The organism is Flavobacterium soyae, from assembly GCF_045348165.1.
Taxonomy (GTDB): Bacteria; Bacteroidota; Bacteroidia; order Flavobacteriales; family Flavobacteriaceae; genus Flavobacterium; species Flavobacterium soyae.
The window spans coordinates 2,398,126-2,415,333 of sequence record NZ_CP150845.1 but is presented as its reverse complement, the minus strand read 5'-3'; the positions used below and the strand labels follow the sequence as shown (position 1 = coordinate 2,415,333).

9 protein-coding genes are annotated in these 17,208 nt (G+C 35.3%); 3 read left to right on the top strand and 6 right to left on the bottom strand.

Translation table 11 applies throughout. The features are described 5' to 3' along the window. Positions 1–8 precede the first annotated feature (8 nt). Entirely contained in the window at positions 9–2,252 is a 2,244-nt protein-coding gene (locus AABD74_RS10395) for a GH92 family glycosyl hydrolase (protein WP_406845462.1), read from the bottom strand. Between the two features lie 120 nt (positions 2,253–2,372). Here AABD74_RS10395 and AABD74_RS10390 point away from each other — a divergent pair, with 120 nt between their 5' ends. Beyond that, positions 2,373–3,431, top strand: a complete 1,059-nt coding sequence (locus AABD74_RS10390) for a sensor histidine kinase (protein ID WP_232681026.1) — start codon at positions 2,373–2,375, stop codon at positions 3,429–3,431. Positions 3,432–3,505: 74 nt separating this feature from the next. Continuing rightward, a complete protein-coding gene (locus AABD74_RS10385) occupies positions 3,506–4,219 on the top strand; it encodes a LytTR family DNA-binding domain-containing protein (protein WP_232681025.1) in 714 nt (237 codons plus the stop codon). Positions 4,220–4,585: 366 nt separating this feature from the next. On the opposite strand, the gene nagB is transcribed toward AABD74_RS10385, so the two are convergent. Beyond that, entirely contained in the window at positions 4,586–6,499 is a 1,914-nt protein-coding gene (nagB, locus tag AABD74_RS10380) for a glucosamine-6-phosphate deaminase (protein WP_232681022.1), read from the bottom strand. A gap of 140 nt (positions 6,500–6,639) precedes the next feature. After that, positions 6,640–8,739: an alpha-L-fucosidase gene (locus AABD74_RS10375; RefSeq protein WP_406845461.1), complete on the bottom strand. Its 2,100-nt coding sequence runs from the start codon at positions 8,737–8,739 to the stop codon at positions 6,640–6,642. An 885-nt stretch (positions 8,740–9,624) separates the two neighbouring features. Between AABD74_RS10375 and hmpA the strand changes: the two genes are divergently transcribed. Beyond that, positions 9,625–10,836: an NO-inducible flavohemoprotein gene (gene hmpA / locus AABD74_RS10370; RefSeq protein ID WP_406845460.1), complete on the top strand. Its 1,212-nt coding sequence runs from the start codon at positions 9,625–9,627 to the stop codon at positions 10,834–10,836. Between the two features lie 294 nt (positions 10,837–11,130). Here hmpA and AABD74_RS10365 read toward each other — a convergent pair whose 3' ends face one another. From AABD74_RS10365 to AABD74_RS10355, 3 genes are all read right to left on the bottom strand, one after another. After that, positions 11,131–13,038 (bottom strand): sialate O-acetylesterase, encoded by a 1,908-nt coding sequence (locus AABD74_RS10365; RefSeq protein ID WP_406845459.1) that lies wholly within the window; start codon positions 13,036–13,038, stop codon positions 11,131–11,133. Positions 13,039–13,293: 255 nt separating this feature from the next. Then, complete coding sequence (locus AABD74_RS10360; protein WP_232681015.1) at positions 13,294–14,922, bottom strand: DUF5597 domain-containing protein; 1,629 nt, start codon at positions 14,920–14,922, stop codon at positions 13,294–13,296. A gap of 85 nt (positions 14,923–15,007) precedes the next feature. Continuing rightward, complete coding sequence (locus AABD74_RS10355; protein WP_406845458.1) at positions 15,008–17,206, bottom strand: endo-1,4-beta-xylanase; 2,199 nt, start codon at positions 17,204–17,206, stop codon at positions 15,008–15,010. Positions 17,207–17,208: the final 2 nt, after the last annotated feature.

The window sequence follows — 17,208 nt, the reverse complement described above, 5'->3', positions numbered from 1 at the left end:
GTCTTTGTTTATTTTTTTACTCCCCAGTTTTTATTTGGCTGTGCCCCCATTACAAAATGTAAAACCCCTCCTTTTAAAATCTGCTGATGTGTGATTGCTGTTTGATTGAATTCAACTCCGTTTAAAACAGCTGACTGTATATAAAAATTTTTGTCTGAAACATTTTCTGCTTCAATTACAAACGTTTTTCCTTTTTCAAGATTAATGGTTGCTTTTTCGAAAATCGGACTTCCAATTTCGTATTCTCCAGAAGCCGGGTTCATTGGGTATAATCCCATTGAGCTGAAAACATACCAAGCGGACATTTGCCCGCAGTCTTCGTTTCCGCTTAAACCATTTGGTGTTGTATTGTATTGTGTATCTAAAATATGGCGCAGCCAATATTGTGTTCTCCAGGGCTGACCTGCGTGGTTGAACATATATGCAATATGATGGCTTGGCTCGTTTCCGTGTGCATACTGCCCAATTAATCCCGAAATATCTGCCGAAACATTGTTTCCTGTAATTTCTGAACTTTCGGTAAACAACTGCTCTAAACGTTTGGTAAAAATTTCATTGCCGCCGTGCAGCGAAATTAAATTATCAACATTTTGTGGTACAAACCAACTGTGCTGCCAGGCATTTCCTTCGGTATAATCAGTGTGTTCCCTATGATTGGAATGTTTTGGATCAAAAGGTTCGTTCCATGATTTTCCGTCTTCAGATTTTCCTCTCATAAACCCTGTTTTCGGGTCAAATAAATATTGATAGGCCTGAGAACGTTTTAAGAAAAATTGATAATCGTCATTTTTACCCAAAGCTTTCGCCATTTGTGCGACACACCAATCGTCGTAAGCATATTCCAGAGTAATCGTAACCGATTCGTCTAATAAATTATAAGGTATATATCCGTATTTTTTATAGAAATTTAAACCACGTTCGTCCTGCATCATGGTAGTTTTCATGGCTTCGAATGCTTTTTCGGCATCAAAACCTTTTATACCTTTCAAATAAGCATCAACAATTACAGGAATGGAGTGATAACCTGTCATTGTGTTCGTTTCGTTCGCATATAAAGTCCAAACCGGTAATATTTTTTTCGTATCGTAATACGTTAACATTGAGTTTACAATGTCTGAAGTTTTATCTGGAGCCAATAAAGTCAATAAAGGGTTTTCGGCTCTAAAAGTATCCCATAGTGATAAAGTCGAATAAGCAGTATAATCTTTTGCCGTAACAATTTGATCGTCCTCTTTTCTAAACTGTCCATTTTTATCACTATAGGTTACAGGGGCAACTTGTGTGTGATACATCGCAGTATAAAACATTGTTTTTAATGAATCTACCGGTGTTTCAACTTTAATTTTGCTTAATACGTTATTCCAAATCGAAGAGGCTTCTGATTTTATATTGTCAAAAGCTGCATTTTCTCCATCTAAATTTTCTTTGGCATTGGCCGTACTTACAGATGATAAAGCTACTTTTATAAATAATTCATCTGAGTTCTTCGGATCAAAAAATAATTGTGCTGATGTATTTGCTGCTTCTGCTTTTTTAGAATTAACTATTTCTTTATCAGCCGTTAAAACTGATTCTGAAATAGGTTTTGAAAACTTAGCCACAAAAAATACTTTTTGGTTTTTTGCCCAGCCTGTACTGTATCGGTAACCGCTTATAGTGTATTGGTCTTCAATTGTAATTCCGGTTTTTAAGGTTTTGTCCCAATTTATGGCAAATCCTAAATCGACAACTACTGATTGTTTGTCATTTTTGGCAAATGTATACTTATGATAAGCTGTTCTTTGTGAAGAAGTTAATTCTACATTGATTTTAGGATCCTTAAGAAAAACCTGGTAAGAACCCGGTGCTGCTTTTTCGTTAACATGACTGTAAAATGATTTATAAGGTGATTGATCTCTTGAAGTTGTTTTTAATGTTAAATCGACTTTTTTGTTTGTCGGCATAAATAAGATGTCTGCCAAATCGCCAATTCCCGTTCCGCTTAAGTGCAAATGACTAAAACCAGACACTATAGAATCTGAATAATGATAGCCTGAACACCAGTCCCAGCTTGAGATTCCGTTATCCGGGCTTACTTGTAACATCCCAAAAGGAACCGTTGCTCCCGGATATGTATGACCGTGTCCGCCAGTCCCAATAAAAGGATCAACGTGATTTACAAAAATATTTTCTTGATTATTATTTTTGTATGATTTTATTTTACAACTTGTAACCAGAATTACAAATAAAGCAGGCACGAGAAATTTCTTCATATAAAACAACCTTAATTTAACTTTAAATTTAAATAAACTGTTTTTTTATTAAAACTTATTTAGACGGATAACACATAAACTTAGATAAACATCAAAAAAAGACAAAAAACATATCATATTATGAATTTCAATTCTAACAAATTATATCGTATCCCATTGTATTATCATGTGGTTTTTTGGCTGACTTATTTCTTATTTAATACTTTTAGATGGGGAAGCTATTTTAATGATTATTGGTATTCGATAAAAACCAATTTACTGGGTTTCCCAATTCACATGACGCTGTGTTATTTGAATATCCTGATTTTTATGCCTTATCTGGTGTACCGAAAAAAGTATGTACTTTATATACTTGCCGTTTTATCAGCCATCTTTATCATGGTACTTATAAAGTTCAATCTTACTTATATGCTAATCACGCATAATGTATGGCCGGAAGGTCCGCAGACAATTGATAAACTAACGCTCAATTACACGATAGATATGATGATGGGAGAGCTTTATGTAATGACTTTTGTGACGGCGATTAAAATCACTTTAGACTTTTTAAAAGAACAAAAAAGAGTTACCGATCTTGAAAAATCACAATTAGAAACAGAACTGCTTTTTCTCAAATCGCAAATCTCACCGCATTTTTTCTTCAATACTTTAAATAATATCTATTCTTTATCTGTAGAAAAATCAAACAAAACACCAAAGATTGTTTTAAAACTTTCAGAATTAATGCGTTATATGCTTTATGATACGCAGGGAAAAAAACAAAGTTTAGAAAACGAGATTCTCTGTATTCAGAATTATCTTGATCTGGAACGAATTAGAAACGACGAACGCCTGGAAGTTAACATGGAAGTTTCCGGGGATATTCACGATAAGGAGATTTCTCCGGTAATTTTATTGACTTTTGTTGAAAATGCCTTTAAACATGGCGTGAACAAAAATACAGGAAAGGTTAGAATCAACATTGACTTTAAAGTAAAAGAAGATTTTCTGCATTTTACAATTTCAAATCCAACGCCAGAAATTACACAACATCAGGATAATTTTAACAAGTCAAGTGGCATAGGGATTGAAAATGTTAAAAAAAGACTGGAATTAGGTTATAATAAAAGTGACTATAAGCTTTCATTTAAAAATAAAAAGAATATTTTTGTTGTAAAGCTTGTTATTAAAGTAACCTAATACAGCTTTTCCTCGTATATAATATAAAGTTTACCTGCTAAATTATTTCGCTCAAATAACATAAGATTATAGAAATGAAAATAAAATGTTTGATTATCGACGATGAACCATTGGCAATCAATGTTATAAAAAACTATTTAGAGCCACTTGAAAATTTTGAGGTAATAGATACTTTCAGTAATCCGATTGAGGGCCTAAACTTTTTGAAAAATAATAGGGTTGATGTTATTTTTCTGGATATTAACATGCCGGTTTTAGACGGAATTAATTTTATAAAAAGTCTTGAAAATCCGCCTTTACTGGTAATTACAAGTGCTTACAGCCAGTTTGCAATTGAGACTTATGAGCTGGATGTTTTAGACTATCTTGTAAAACCAATCGAGTTTCCGAGACTAATGAAAACGCTGAACAAAGTCAGCAAAAGATTGGAAAATAAAACCAATTCTCCACAAGAGAATAACGCAGACAGTCCTTTTATTTTTGTTAAAATCGATAAAAAGAGAATGAAGAAGATTTTCTTCAACGAAATTTTGGTTATCGAAAGCCTGAAAGACTATCTAAAAATAAACACCTTAACAGGGAAATACATCATACACAGCACATTATCTGACTTCACGGATTTACTGCCGGAAAAAAACTTCCTGAGAATTCACCGTTCATACACCATCGCAATTGACAAAATTGATGCCGTTGAAGGAAACAGCATTGAAATTGAAGGACTTAGATACGTTATTGGAAGATCGTATATCGATCATGTAAAACAGAGAATTTTAAATTCTTCAATTTAATCGATTGTCAGTCTGAGCGTAGTCGAAGACCTTTTTTATATAATGAGACCTTTATCAAAGTTTGAAATTTTGACAAAGGTTTTTTCGTTTTAGTTGAGGTTTGTCATTTCAGAAATGACATAAAATGCGGAGCTTCTTTGCGCCCTTCGACTTCGCTCAGGGTGACAAAAAATGAGAAAAAAAACTTTGCTCCCGATAGCTATCGGGATTGCGTAAACCTTAGCACTCTTTGCGGTAAAAAAAACTTTGTGGTTAAATCTCAAAAACAAGCATAAAAAAAATGCAGCCAACCACGGCTGCATTTCAAAACTTGGTAACTAACCAAATAAACCACATGAAATAGTCTATTATATTTTAAAGATTTTCTTAGAAAAAATACCTCTTAAAGGCCTCAATTGCAGAGTAATCTGCCAAACCTAAAGCGTGATATTTTTCTGCAGTTAATCTGTTTCTGTCTTCTGCTCTAATCCAGAATTCTCTGCTGTCATCTCCCTGAAACATTACACCATCTTTTTGAGACTGGTGATAGAAAATCGCGTGACGTTTTTTCAGCACCTGATCCGGACTCATTGGAACCGCCATTTCAATTTGGTACGTTTCCCACTCATGCCAAGCACCTCTGTACAGCCAAACCCAGCAGTCATCCATAAAACTTTTGTGTTTCAATCGTTTCAAAGCTTCAAATAAACTGTCGAGGCAGACTTTGTGTGTTCCGTGCGGATCTGCTAAATCTCCGGCTGCATATATTTGATGAGGTTTTATTCTTTCGATGATATTACACATAATTTCAATATCAGCTTCGCCAAGATTATTTTTCTTTACTGTTCCTGTTTCATAAAAAGGAAGATCAAGGAAATTTACATTAGAATCCGGAAGACCTAAATAACGTGTTGCTGCAAGAGATTCGCTTCTTCTAATCAAGCCTTTTAATTTTCTAACTTCCAGCGAATCGATATCATTACTTTTTTTGTTTTTCAAAAAGTCAATAATCTTTTCAGCTTCAGCAGAATCAGCATTTAATGCTTTTGTAATTTCAGCAAATTTTAAAGCTTCCTGATTCGAAACCGCAATATTTCCAGAAGTCTGATATGCAATATGAACATCATGTCCCTGCTCTACCAATCTATCAAAAGTTCCTCCCATTGAGATAACATCATCATCAGGGTGCGGACTAAAAATGATAATTCTTTTTCTTTCCGGAGCAGCACGTTCCGGTCTGTATGTATCATCGGCATTTGGTTTCCCGCCTGGCCAGCCCGTAATAGTCTGCTGCATTTTATTGAACATTTTAATATTCAAATTGTATGCAGTTCCTTCTTCGCTTAAAACACTAGACATTCCGTTATCGTTATAATCTTTGTCAGTCAGTTTCAAGAAAGGTTTTTTAGTCAATTCGCTTAACCAAGCCACTGCTTTCAGCTTTAATTCGTCTGTCCAGATTACAGATTTTACTAACCAAGGCGTTTTTACTCGCGTTAATTCTGACGAAGCTTCGGTATCTAAAACAAAAGTTGTGTTGTTGTGCTGCTGTAAATATGTTGCCGGAACCCGGGATGAAATTTCACCTTCGATTGTTTTCTTTATAATTTCTGCTTTGCTGATCCCCCATCCAAGAAGTACAATTCTTTTAGCATGTTTTACTGTACCAATTCCCATTGTAATTGCTTTTCTAGGCACATTATCAATTCCTAAAAATGATGATGCCGCATCAACACGCGTTAAGTGATCTAAGGTAATGCTTCTGGTTCCTGAATTTACGTGAGAACCCGGCTCATTAAACCCGATATGTCCCGTTCTTCCAATTCCTAAAAGCTGAAAATCCAATCCGCCGTAAGCTTTAATTTTCATTTCATAATCAATACAATATTGCTGAAGGTCTTCATTGCTGATGTTTCCGTCGGGAATATTGATGTTTTGAGGCAGAATATTAACATGGTTAAAAAGATGTTCATGCATGAAATACCAGTAACTCTGAATGTCTTTTTTATCCATTGGATAATATTCGTCTAAGTTGAAAGTTACTACGTTTTCAAAACTTAAACCTTCTTCTTTATGAAGACGAACTAATTCTTCATATACTTTTATGGGTGAAGATCCTGTTGCCAAACCTAAAATACAAGGTTCGTTTAATTCTTCTTTTCTCTGAATTATATTGGCTATTTCCTGAGCTACTAAAATAGATGCTTCTTTAGACGAATCGAAAATTACATTATGTATCTTTTCAAAACGCGTTTCTTCAAACTTTCCTGCTTCTTTGAAATTTATACTTTCTTTAATCATTTGCCTGTAGTTGTAATTATTTAGTATAAAATTAAATATTACATAATGTAAATAATCAAAAATTCGACTAATAACCTATAAGCTTCGCTATAGGACAAAATTTGAAACTTTAAGCAAAAAGATTACAATTCAAAAGGCAATTATAATGTTTCGATCACGTTTATTTCTGCAATAGAAACAGTTGATCCCTTCGCCACCGCTGACTTGGCAACGAAACGAATGTATCTGGCTTTGGTCTTTTTGAAAGTCTTAACCTGCTCGATTGGGTTGTGTTTAATATTCGAAAATTCACCTTCAGACTGCAATGTCCAGTTCACATTATCAATACTTGTGTAGAACTCATAATTTGAAATTAAATTAAGATTATTACCCACTTGCTGCGGTATATACGTAAAACCGTTTAAGTATAAAAGGCTTCCCATATCGATGGTTATTTCCTGCGGTAGTTTATTGGTTTCATTTCCAAAACTCCAATCCGTATTTGGATTTCCGTCGATAATTCGGTTTGCAGAGCTTAAATCACCGCTTGAAGCCGTTACAATTTTCCAGTTTTCTTTAGATGCACCGTATTTTGCCGTTTTTACAGCACTGCTGATATTTTCTGCAGTATCAATAGCAGCCGCTTTTATAGTAACCGCTTTGTTGTATTTAAACACCCCTTTATATAAAGTGCTTTTTTTCGTTGGATTTTTTCCGTCAAGCGAATAATAAACAGGATTTCCATCTTCAGATTTTATGGTTACATTGCCATTTTTATCACGCTGAATTTCCGGCATACGCACAAAAGTAGGCGCATTGTAAGCCTGAATATTCGAAATTACAATGTTTGCTTTTGAATCGGTAATATTGATTCTTAATGCCGATGCTTTAACTCGGTCAATTCTTAAAATTCTTTTGTAACCAATAGTTGTTTCATTTGCAGCGGTTTTCCAGTTTCCATCAACTTTAACTTCAACATTAAACGCTTTTACACGCTGTCCAAGTGGAATATATTCCTGAAGCAAAATCCGGTTTATAGCCGTAGGCTTGTCAAATTCAAAAGTAATGGAAGCTGTTTTTACATTATCGTCGGTTGCCCAATACGATTTTTTATTTCCATCAGAAACGTTTTTTGCTGCAAATTCTAAACTATTCCCTCTAACATTATCCGCAGAAATTTTTGTTTTGGATAATAATTCCGTTTTAAAATCGGCTTTTATAGTTGCAACTAATTCTTTCAGTCTTGCTTCATCATTTTCATGGACCAAACCTCTTCTGTCAACCGGAAGATTCAATAATAAAGTCGCATTTCGTCCAATTGATTCATAATAAATATCGACCATTTCATCCAGCGAACGTACTTTATCATCTTCAACCGAATGATAAAACCATCCCGGTCTAATCGAAACATCAGCTTCGCCCGGAACCCATTTTTCTCCATCTTCATGCCCCGACATAAATTCAGTATAATGAACCTTTCCAGCCAATTCATCTTTTTGACGAAGAAGAGACCAATTTGTTTTTCCGGCCCGGCCTTCTTCATTTCCAATCCATCTGGCTTCAGAAGGGCCAACTCCCCAAACCAAAGTTTTAGGTGCGATTTTATAAATTAATTTATAAGTTTCATCCCAATTATAATATTCAAGCGTATTGATTTTTCGGGTTTCATTTGCACCTCCATAATATCCATCACCTCCATTGGCACCATCAAACCACATTTCGAAAACATCCCCGTAATTTGTCAGTAATTCTTTCAGCTGATTTCTAAAATAGGTAATATATTCCGGTTTGCCATAATCTGCACGGTTTCTGTCCCAAGGCGAAAGATATAGTCCTAATTTTAAATCGTATTCTTTACAGGCTGCTGCCAGTTCTTTAACCAAATCGCCTTTTCCGTTTTTCCACGGAGAATTTTTCACAGAACGTTCTGTATACGCCGACGGCCACAAACAAAATCCATCGTGATGTTTCGCAACCAGAATAATTCCTTTCATCCCGGCCGCTTTCACGATACGCGCCCATTGACGAACATCTAAATTTGTCGGGTTAAACAATTCCGGAGACTCATCGCCGTAACCCCATTCTTTATTGGTAAATGTATTTAATGAAAAATGTACGAAAGCATAAAATTCCATTTCCTGCCAGTCAATTTGTTTTTGCGTAGGAAGCGGTCCAAAAGGTTTTGGGACATTCGCCAATTCCTGACTTATACTGTTAGAAATCACGCCCAAAAGACATAAGGAAAGAAAAATATTTTTCATTGCTGATTTACTTTAAAATAGTCTATAAAACATAAATGTACAATAAATTGAAATTTGACGATGCAGAATTTCGACCAACAACGGATTTGAATTGTTAATTGTTAATTATTAATTGTAAAACAAAAACAAAGTATATCGTAGAGACGCACAGCAGTGTGTCTTATGCGTAAAGTTATATACGTTGCGTAGACGCACTCCTGTGCGTCTCTGCGGAATAAAATGAGAATATTTAATTCTCTAAAAAAAATGAATTGCCTCCTGCTTTAGCTGGAGGTTTAGGATATGAAAACATGAAAGACTTTAGTCCAATTTTAAACTTTTGGCTAAAGACATTTTTTAATAACTTTTTTTCCTCCAGCTAAAGCTGGAGCTGATTAAAAAAAATAAAAATCAACACAAAATACATCGTAGAGAAGCACTGCTGTGCGTCTTATGCACAAAGTAATATTCGTTGCGTAGACGTACTGCTGTGCGTCTCTGCGGAATAAAATGAGAATATTTAATTCTCTAAAAAATGAATTGCCTCCTGCTTTAGCTGGAGGTTTAGGATATGAAAACATGAAAGACTTTAGTCCAATTTTAAACTTTTGGCTAAAGACATTTTTTAATAACTTTTGTTCCTCCAGCTAAAGCTGGAGGAACAAAGTAATATTCGTTGCGTAGACGCACTGCTGTGCGTCTCTGCGGAATAAAATGAGAATATATATTCTGTCAAAAAAATAATTTAGTCTCAACTTGAAACCTGAAACTTGAAACAAAAAACTTCCCCATTATGATTTGAATCATAAAATGAAGCAATCCTGCAGGATTAAATTTGCGGATATCAATTCTAAGATCTTTTATTTCTTAGAATTTCAATTTTAAATCCTAATCAAATTATTTAAAATGAATCCACTTCAAAAAGAGCTTATTAAAGCTACGATTCCTATTTTACGTGCAAGCGGCGAAGACCTGACCAATTATTTTTATTCCAGAATGTTTAAACATCATCCTGAATTACGAAATATGTTTAATATGGGAAATCAGGCAAACGGAAAACAAAGATCTGCTTTGGCAAATGCAGTTCTGGCTTACGCCGAAAATATAGAAGATCCGTCAGTTTTAATTGGCGTATTGAAGGGAATTGGGACCAAACACCGAAGCCTTAATATTCAGCCGGAACAATATAAAATAGTAGGAACACACCTCATTGCTTCTATTGGAGAAGTTGCCGGAGAAGCCGCTACAACAGAAATTCTTGAAGCATGGACGGCTGCTTTTCATGAACTTGCAGAAATTATGATTGATCTTGAAAAAGATTTATATAAAGAAAATATCGCGAAACCCGGAAGCTGGAATGGCTGGAGAAAATTCGTAATTAAAAAAATTGTCGAAGAATCGACTGAAATTAAATCGTTTTATCTTTATCCCGAAGACGGAAAAGAAATTACCAATTTCCATCCTGGACAGTTTATCAGCGTTCAGGTTTTTGTGCCTGAATTGAATCTTTTACAGCCAAGACAATATAGTTTATCAAGTAATTTTAATCCCGAATATTACAGAATTTCGGTAAAAAAAGAAACCGGAATTTCACCAAATCCAAATGGACTGGTTTCTAATACGATGCATTCTAAATCTGAGGGCGATATTATTTCGATTTCTTCTCCCGCAGGATTATTTCATTTAGAAAAAGATTCTGAAAATCCTTTAGTATTAATAAGCGGAGGAGTTGGGCTTACGCCGATGTTAAGTATGCTGGAAACAAATTTAAATTCGTTTCAAAATAAAAAAACAATCTGGATTCACGGCTGCAGAAACGAATCTGTTCATGCTTTCAAAGATCAGATTTCTGCTTTAAAAAATGAGGCAAATAACTTAGAAACCTTTACTTTTTATGATGCTGTTACACCTGAAAACACGATTTCAAATGAAATAATTCACGGTCGCGTTGACCTTCATAAATGCAAAGATTCTATTTTATTAGAAGAAGCCCGATATTATATCTGCGGACCAGAAATGTTTATAAAAACCCAATATGAAGCACTTATTAATTTAAACGTAAATCAGGAAAATATTTTCTACGAAGAATTTGGACCTCAGCTAATTAATTTGAATTAAGATAAGGATTGTCTGGTTTTATAATAGAAAATTATTAATTCAAATACTTCAAAATCCGAACCAGAATGAGTTAATTAATATTGTTCGTAAAACATGCTGAATTGCTTTTAAACGAAAATTACATTTTCAGTTGTTGATATTTGTTCGCGATATACGTTGTGTAGACGCACTGCAGTGCGTCTCTACAGTAAAAAATGGGTGCAAAAATGACAATACTATTAATACAAAGCATCCGTAGAGACGCACTGCAGTGCGTCTCTTATACGCAAAGTATTATTCATTCGGGATATAAAATTATTTAATATCTGCTTCAAAAGGCGACGCTGGCAAATTTTCTTTATTGTATAAATTCGCTTTTACTGGATTATCTGCCCAGGCATATCTTACTTTTACGGGATTCGCGACTAAATCACTACTAACAATAACTTTATCACCATCGATAACAGCTTTTGCCCAAATAAATTTTCCATCATTTGCGGCGATTGCAAATTCTTTTAATTCATTCCCGTTTTTTATTTGCAATCCGGTTCCAACATCTGAAAAACTTAGAATTAACTTGTTTCCTTCTTTTTTTATTGATTTAAAAAGCGGCCCGGAAGCAACTAAATTTTTCTCGCCATAAACCAGTTTTCTTGCCTGAAGCGATAATCTTTTCCCAACATCGTATTTGTTTAAAGGATGAATATCGTTCCATTCGCCTAAATCTATTGTTACGGCCATTCCGGTATTTGGAATTTTTAGAGTATTTAATTGCTGCTGCCTTAAAGCAGCCCAGTTACTTTCGACCGGTTCTGATTTTGTTTCCATATAATTGGTAAGCTGAACGAGTAAAAAAGGCAGTTTTTCCTGTTTCCATTGCGCACGCCAATTGGCAATTAAAGTTTCCATTAAAGCCAGATATTCTGATGGCTTTTTGGTACTCGATTCTCCCTGATACCAAAGTACGCCTTTTATGGCGTAATTTTTTAGAGGCGCAATCATGGCATTATAAAGTCCGACTGGTTTTAATCTGACGAAAGTCTGCTCCGGAAGCGGTAACATTTTTGATCCTAATTTGTATTTCCAAATTCCTTTTAAATCAATGGTTTGGCTGCCAATGATTAACTCATAACGCTTATCGGGTACAAAACCGCCTTTGCCCGAATTACTGATTACGCGAACGGTAATTTCGTTTTTTCCTTCTTTTAAAATATTGGCATCAAAAGGATAAATTCTTGGCGGATATTGATAGGAAGTTGTGCCAACAAAATGTCCGTTTACAAAAACTGAATCGGCATCGACAATTCTTCCTAAAATAATTTTCGCCTGATTTTCTTTTATTTTTTCCAGCGTAAATTCTTTTTTAAACCAAACGGAACCGTTTATATTTCCGAGTTCACCGTCTGCCCAATAACCGGGAATATTCATAGTTTTCCAATCGGAATTATCGATTTCAGCTGTCCATTTGTTTTTTAGTCCGGGATCTGTTTCGTCTAATAATTTGTCCCATTCTGAACTTACTTTATCGTCATTTTCGTCGATTTTTTTTTCGAGGCTTCCATCTTTAAATCTTAAATACTCCTGATAATAATCGGGAAATTTTTTAATGTTTTCTTCACTGATCCAGGCTTCTGCAGGAGAACCGCCTAAAGAGGAATTGATTATTCCAATTGGGATTTTGTATTTTTCATAGATTTCTAAAGCAAAAAAATAAGCAACTCCGGAGAATTTCAAAACGCTGTTTGGGTTTGCTGCGATCCATTCTCCTGAGGAAAAATCGGTATTTTCTCTTTCAAAAAAATATTGATTGGGAACTAAAAATTGTCTGATATTTGGATTCTCCGCTTTAGCGATATAATCCTGATATTTATATTTAAGCCGTTCCATTGAAAGCTGCATATTTGACTGACCGGAACAAACCCAAACGTCACCAAAAAGTATATTTTTCAGGGTGATTATGTTGGATGCTTTTAAGGTCATTTCGTAAGGACCGCCCGCATTTTGTGAGGGAAGCTGAATCAGCCATTTTCCGTCTTCGGATGTAATGGTTTTGTATGTTTTGTGGTTGAAATTGAGTTCGATTTTTTCTTTTGGTGACGCCCAGCCCCAGATATTGACTTTTGTATCGCGCTGCAAAATCATTCTGTCGCTTATAAGTCTTGGAAGTTTTATTTGAGCATTGGCATTGAAAACTATAAGTATTGCTAGTATTATTTTTTTCATTGATCTTGTTTATGTTAATTGACCACGGATGACACCGATTGTACAGATTTACACTGGTTGTTTTTTTACCACAGATTATAAGGATTACCACAGATTAATTTTAAAAAATCATTTTAATCTGTGGTAATCTGTGGCTAAAAATTTTCACGCAGATTAGGCAGATTAGGCAGATTCTTTTATTTGTTTAAAAATAATTTGTGAAAATTCGTGAAATTGCTTCGCCTGTTCGCTATCGCTCGGGTCGTGGCAAAAAAACTACTCATAAATGTATAGTTTTATTTTTTGAATTTCATAATCTCCTGCTGAAATTCTCAGGTGTCTTCCCTGATGGGTCTGGTCTCCGTTGAAATGTCTGATGGTTCTCCATTTTTCGTTTTCAAATTTTCCCTGGTCTGTTTTTAGTATTCCGGCGTTTGCAGTTTTATTTTTTAAAGGTTTAAAAGTTACCACAATTCCTGAACCTGCGATGTAAAATTCATCGGGTGCGATTTCTATAATTATTGCGCTTGATGTCGGCCAGATATCTGCTTTTGCGCCGTCAGACCAATTTAGGGTGTAATCGTGTTTAAAGGTAAATTCGTAGTTCCCTAAAGTAATAATCTGTGAATTATTTATTTTGTCTAATAGAACGCCGTCAATTTTTCCTTGTCCTTTATTGGCTTCAATAACTGGTGTTAACTGCTGTACTAAATCATAAATTTTTCCTAGCGGTTCTTTTTTGGCATCGGTAACAGATTCTATCGAAAAAGGTGAAAAACCAATGGCTTCATAATGTCCAATTGCGTATAAACCTTTAAACGGAGCAGTTTCATCAAAACGATGTTCGGGAATAAATAACGGATTGCCTTGTCGTGTAAACAAATCATTCCATTGTTTGAATAACGGATTATAAAAGTCTGGTGAAAGAAAATCTATGGCGTTTCCGGCTGCTTTCCAAACATCCATTACGTGCGGCAACGGTCCTGCGCTTGGATATTCTCCCGGTTTTTTTTCTGGCGCGTTTAAGGCTGCGTTTACAAACATCGGAATTGGGTATGCATCTTTTCCGGCTTTGGCAATGGTATTGGTGAATTTTGAAAAATACCAGGCCATAAAAATTTCATCTGTCTGAAGACTTTTTCCGAATATTTCTTCCCAGTTTCCTGTTGCTTTAAATCCGTTTTTCTTCCAGATTGCTGAGAATTCAGGAACTAATTTTTCTTTATTTTTCTGCAGATATTGGATGAATTCTTTTGGAACTTCTTTTTTGAAAGCTTCATTTGCTAATGGATGATAATCTCTTGCAGTTGGCAGCATTCCGATTTCGTTTTCGACCTGAACCATAATTACGGTTTGCTCTTTTTGGTCAAAATCTTTAATATGAGACATTAGTTTCTGGAAAGCTTTTAAATCTGCCTGAAGGTTTTCTTCGCTAAAAGGCGTTAGAATTTCATGGCTTTTATTTTTGTCGTCTTTTATTCTTGGATATTTTTTCTGATTCAGTTTTACCCATTCCGGTGCGTGGCTTGACATACTGTTTTTCCATGATCCAAACCAAAGAAACACCAGTTTTAGATTTTCTTTTCGGGCTCTTAAAATCAATTCATCAACTAACGAAAAATCAAATTTGCCTTCTTCCTTTTCTATCAGTTCCCAATAAATTGGCGTTAAAACTGTGTTGAGGTTCATATCTGTCAATTTTTGCCAAATTGGCTCCATGCTTTCCATACTGGTTGCCGAAGAATTACCTAATTCTCCACCCCGAATAATGAAAGGTTTGTTGTTAACGATGAACTGTGTTTTATTTCCTTTTTTTTGAAGATGCGGTATTTTTTCCTGAGAATATCCGAATTGTAAAAAAGCCAAAAACAGAATAACAATTGTATTTTTTGGAAACGTAAACATTCTGATTCTTTTAAATTAAAAAACAAATAATCCATAATACAAATCCTTTTACAGATTCATATTATGGATTAAGACTACACTAAACTTACTTAACCAACTCTCCTGAAAAATCTTTACTTACATCTTTTCCTGCAAGACCATCAGCAGTTCCTTTATAGGCGTGTTTACGAACGTAATTTGCATCCCAAAGATTTGGTGATTCGTCCGGAAGCCAGAATTCATGCTCTTTGGAGTTATCAGAAACTCCCCAAATTGTAATACCGTATTGCTGCGCTGCAGGAATGTATTTTTTATACATATCCACTACATATTGATACATTTCGGCCTGCGATGCCTGCTGTGCAACGGTTGGAGCATTTGTTCCTAATCGAACATCTAACTCAGAAATTTTAATCAATTTTCCTGTAGCTGCCAGTTTTTGGAACATCTGAGCAATTTTATCTTTATCTGTAGTTAGACCAATGTGCATCTGCGTTCCAATTCCGTCGACTTTTCCGCCCTGACTTTCGATATATTCAACATAATCAATCAATCCGTCACATTTGTCTAATCTTGATTCTAAATTATAATCATTAATGAAAAGCTTATCTGTTGCATTTCCGTATTGACGTGCCAGTTTAAAGGCTGTTACGGCATAGTCTTTTCCTAAGTATTTTATCCATGAGAAATAATCGGCTGCGGTATCACCTTCTGTTCCATTTCTTAATGTTCCGTCTTCTTTCATTGGTTCATTTACCACATCCCAGGCAAAAACGCTTGTTTTGTAGTGTGTCATCATTTTAGAAATCCAGTCGGCCATTGCATCGCCAATGATTTTTGTTTTCTCGGCATCGGTTTTATCGATCGTAATTGGTGCTGTTGGTCCTCCGCCTGATGATCCATCCGTTACTGAAACATTGTCTATGTAATAAGTTCCGGCAGTTCCTCCTAAATCAAAGTTTAAACCTGTTTCAGTTCCGTTTCCGGTAAATTTCCATTCTATTAATTTCCATGTTGGTGATGTTGCCTGATCTCCCTGATAATGTGCCGTTGTTCCTGTTGTTGAACATCTTACAGAGCCAGCTGCTTCAGAACGAATCATAAATGAAATTGTATATGCTTTTCCAGATGTTAAGGTTGAGGTAAAATTAGCATGAATCTGTGTTTTCCATTGATTAGCTGCATCAGATACTGCGTTTACGACTTTCATCGCTCCGTTTCCTTCATATGCATCTGCTGCACCTGCTGCACTTAAAGCATCTGCTGCGCCATTGTATTTTGACCATCCGCTGATACCTGCATTAAAATCACCATTTGTTACCAGATTTGTAACTGTTTGTGCCGCGTCAAGGTCTACAACCGCTAATGTATTTACATCAATTAAATACGTCACATTTGGCAGATATCCCAAATCGATATTGAACTTAAAATTAGTACTTCCGCCAACGAAATCCCCTGGAGCTAATTTAATTTTAACTTGCTGCCATGTTGATGTCGTTGCAAAAGCTTCTGTCCACGATCCGCCTGTGCTGAACCAGTCTTTATACGGATATTGGTTTGTTAATGAGTTATTGAAAGAAATACGTCCTTTTCCAGTTACATCTGATTTAATGTAGAAAGAAATTTCATAATTATGACCGCTTACAATGGATACGTTTGGAGATGTTAACTGCAGATTATAGGCTGCAGAAGATGTTGCGCTCGACTCTAATTTTATGGCTTGTGAAGTACTTGTTAAACCTTCATCTGCCACAATAGAAATTCCTTTTCCTGGATTATTTCTCGCCCAGTTTGTAAATGTTCCGTTTTTTAAACCTGCTACATCTAATGTATTGGTTCCACTTGAACCGGGAATTACGGTTGGAGCAATAATACTGTTTAGATAACTCGCATTTTGATTCGAATGCCAAACCAAAGTATGACCAAAAACTGTTAATCCAGCTTTTTTGGTTTCGGCAATAAAGGCATCTACTTTAGTAAAATTAATTTCACCTTTTGAGTTTACCATTGCACCGTGTTTCATTTCATAACCCGGTGTAACCTCATCAAAGTTGTCGTTTACAATTTTGCGGTACGCTGCGTCAGTCAGGTATAAATCGGCACCAATTCCGTTTCCTAAAACAAAATCTGTGTAGGTTTTAAGCGGTTCATATCGGCTTATTTTTTCGACTAATGCCAGCGGAAGTTCTGCCCCTGTTACCTCGCCATGCTCCGGATCTTTTTCCCATTCCATTAAATTATCATCACAAGATGCCAGAAGCATTAAGGATGAAGCAATTACTGGCAATATATATTTATATTTCATTT

What these genes read in the sequence shown, in the direction of transcription:
- AABD74_RS10395 (WP_406845462.1), bottom strand. Translation starts at nt 2,252, where the DNA reads ATGAAGAAATTTCTCGTGCCTGCTTTATTTGTAATTCTGGTTACAAGT.
- AABD74_RS10390 (WP_232681026.1), top strand. Translation starts at nt 2,373, where the DNA reads ATGAATTTCAATTCTAACAAATTATATCGTATCCCATTGTATTATCAT.
- AABD74_RS10385 (WP_232681025.1), top strand. Translation starts at nt 3,506, where the DNA reads ATGAAAATAAAATGTTTGATTATCGACGATGAACCATTGGCAATCAAT.
- nagB (WP_232681022.1), bottom strand. Translation starts at nt 6,499, where the DNA reads ATGATTAAAGAAAGTATAAATTTCAAAGAAGCAGGAAAGTTTGAAGAA.
- AABD74_RS10375 (WP_406845461.1), bottom strand. Translation starts at nt 8,739, where the DNA reads ATGAAAAATATTTTTCTTTCCTTATGTCTTTTGGGCGTGATTTCTAAC.
- hmpA (WP_406845460.1), top strand. Translation starts at nt 9,625, where the DNA reads ATGAATCCACTTCAAAAAGAGCTTATTAAAGCTACGATTCCTATTTTA.
- AABD74_RS10365 (WP_406845459.1), bottom strand. Translation starts at nt 13,038, where the DNA reads ATGAAAAAAATAATACTAGCAATACTTATAGTTTTCAATGCCAATGCT.
- AABD74_RS10360 (WP_232681015.1), bottom strand. Translation starts at nt 14,922, where the DNA reads ATGTTTACGTTTCCAAAAAATACAATTGTTATTCTGTTTTTGGCTTTT.
- AABD74_RS10355 (WP_406845458.1), bottom strand. Translation starts at nt 17,206, where the DNA reads ATGAAATATAAATATATATTGCCAGTAATTGCTTCATCCTTAATGCTT.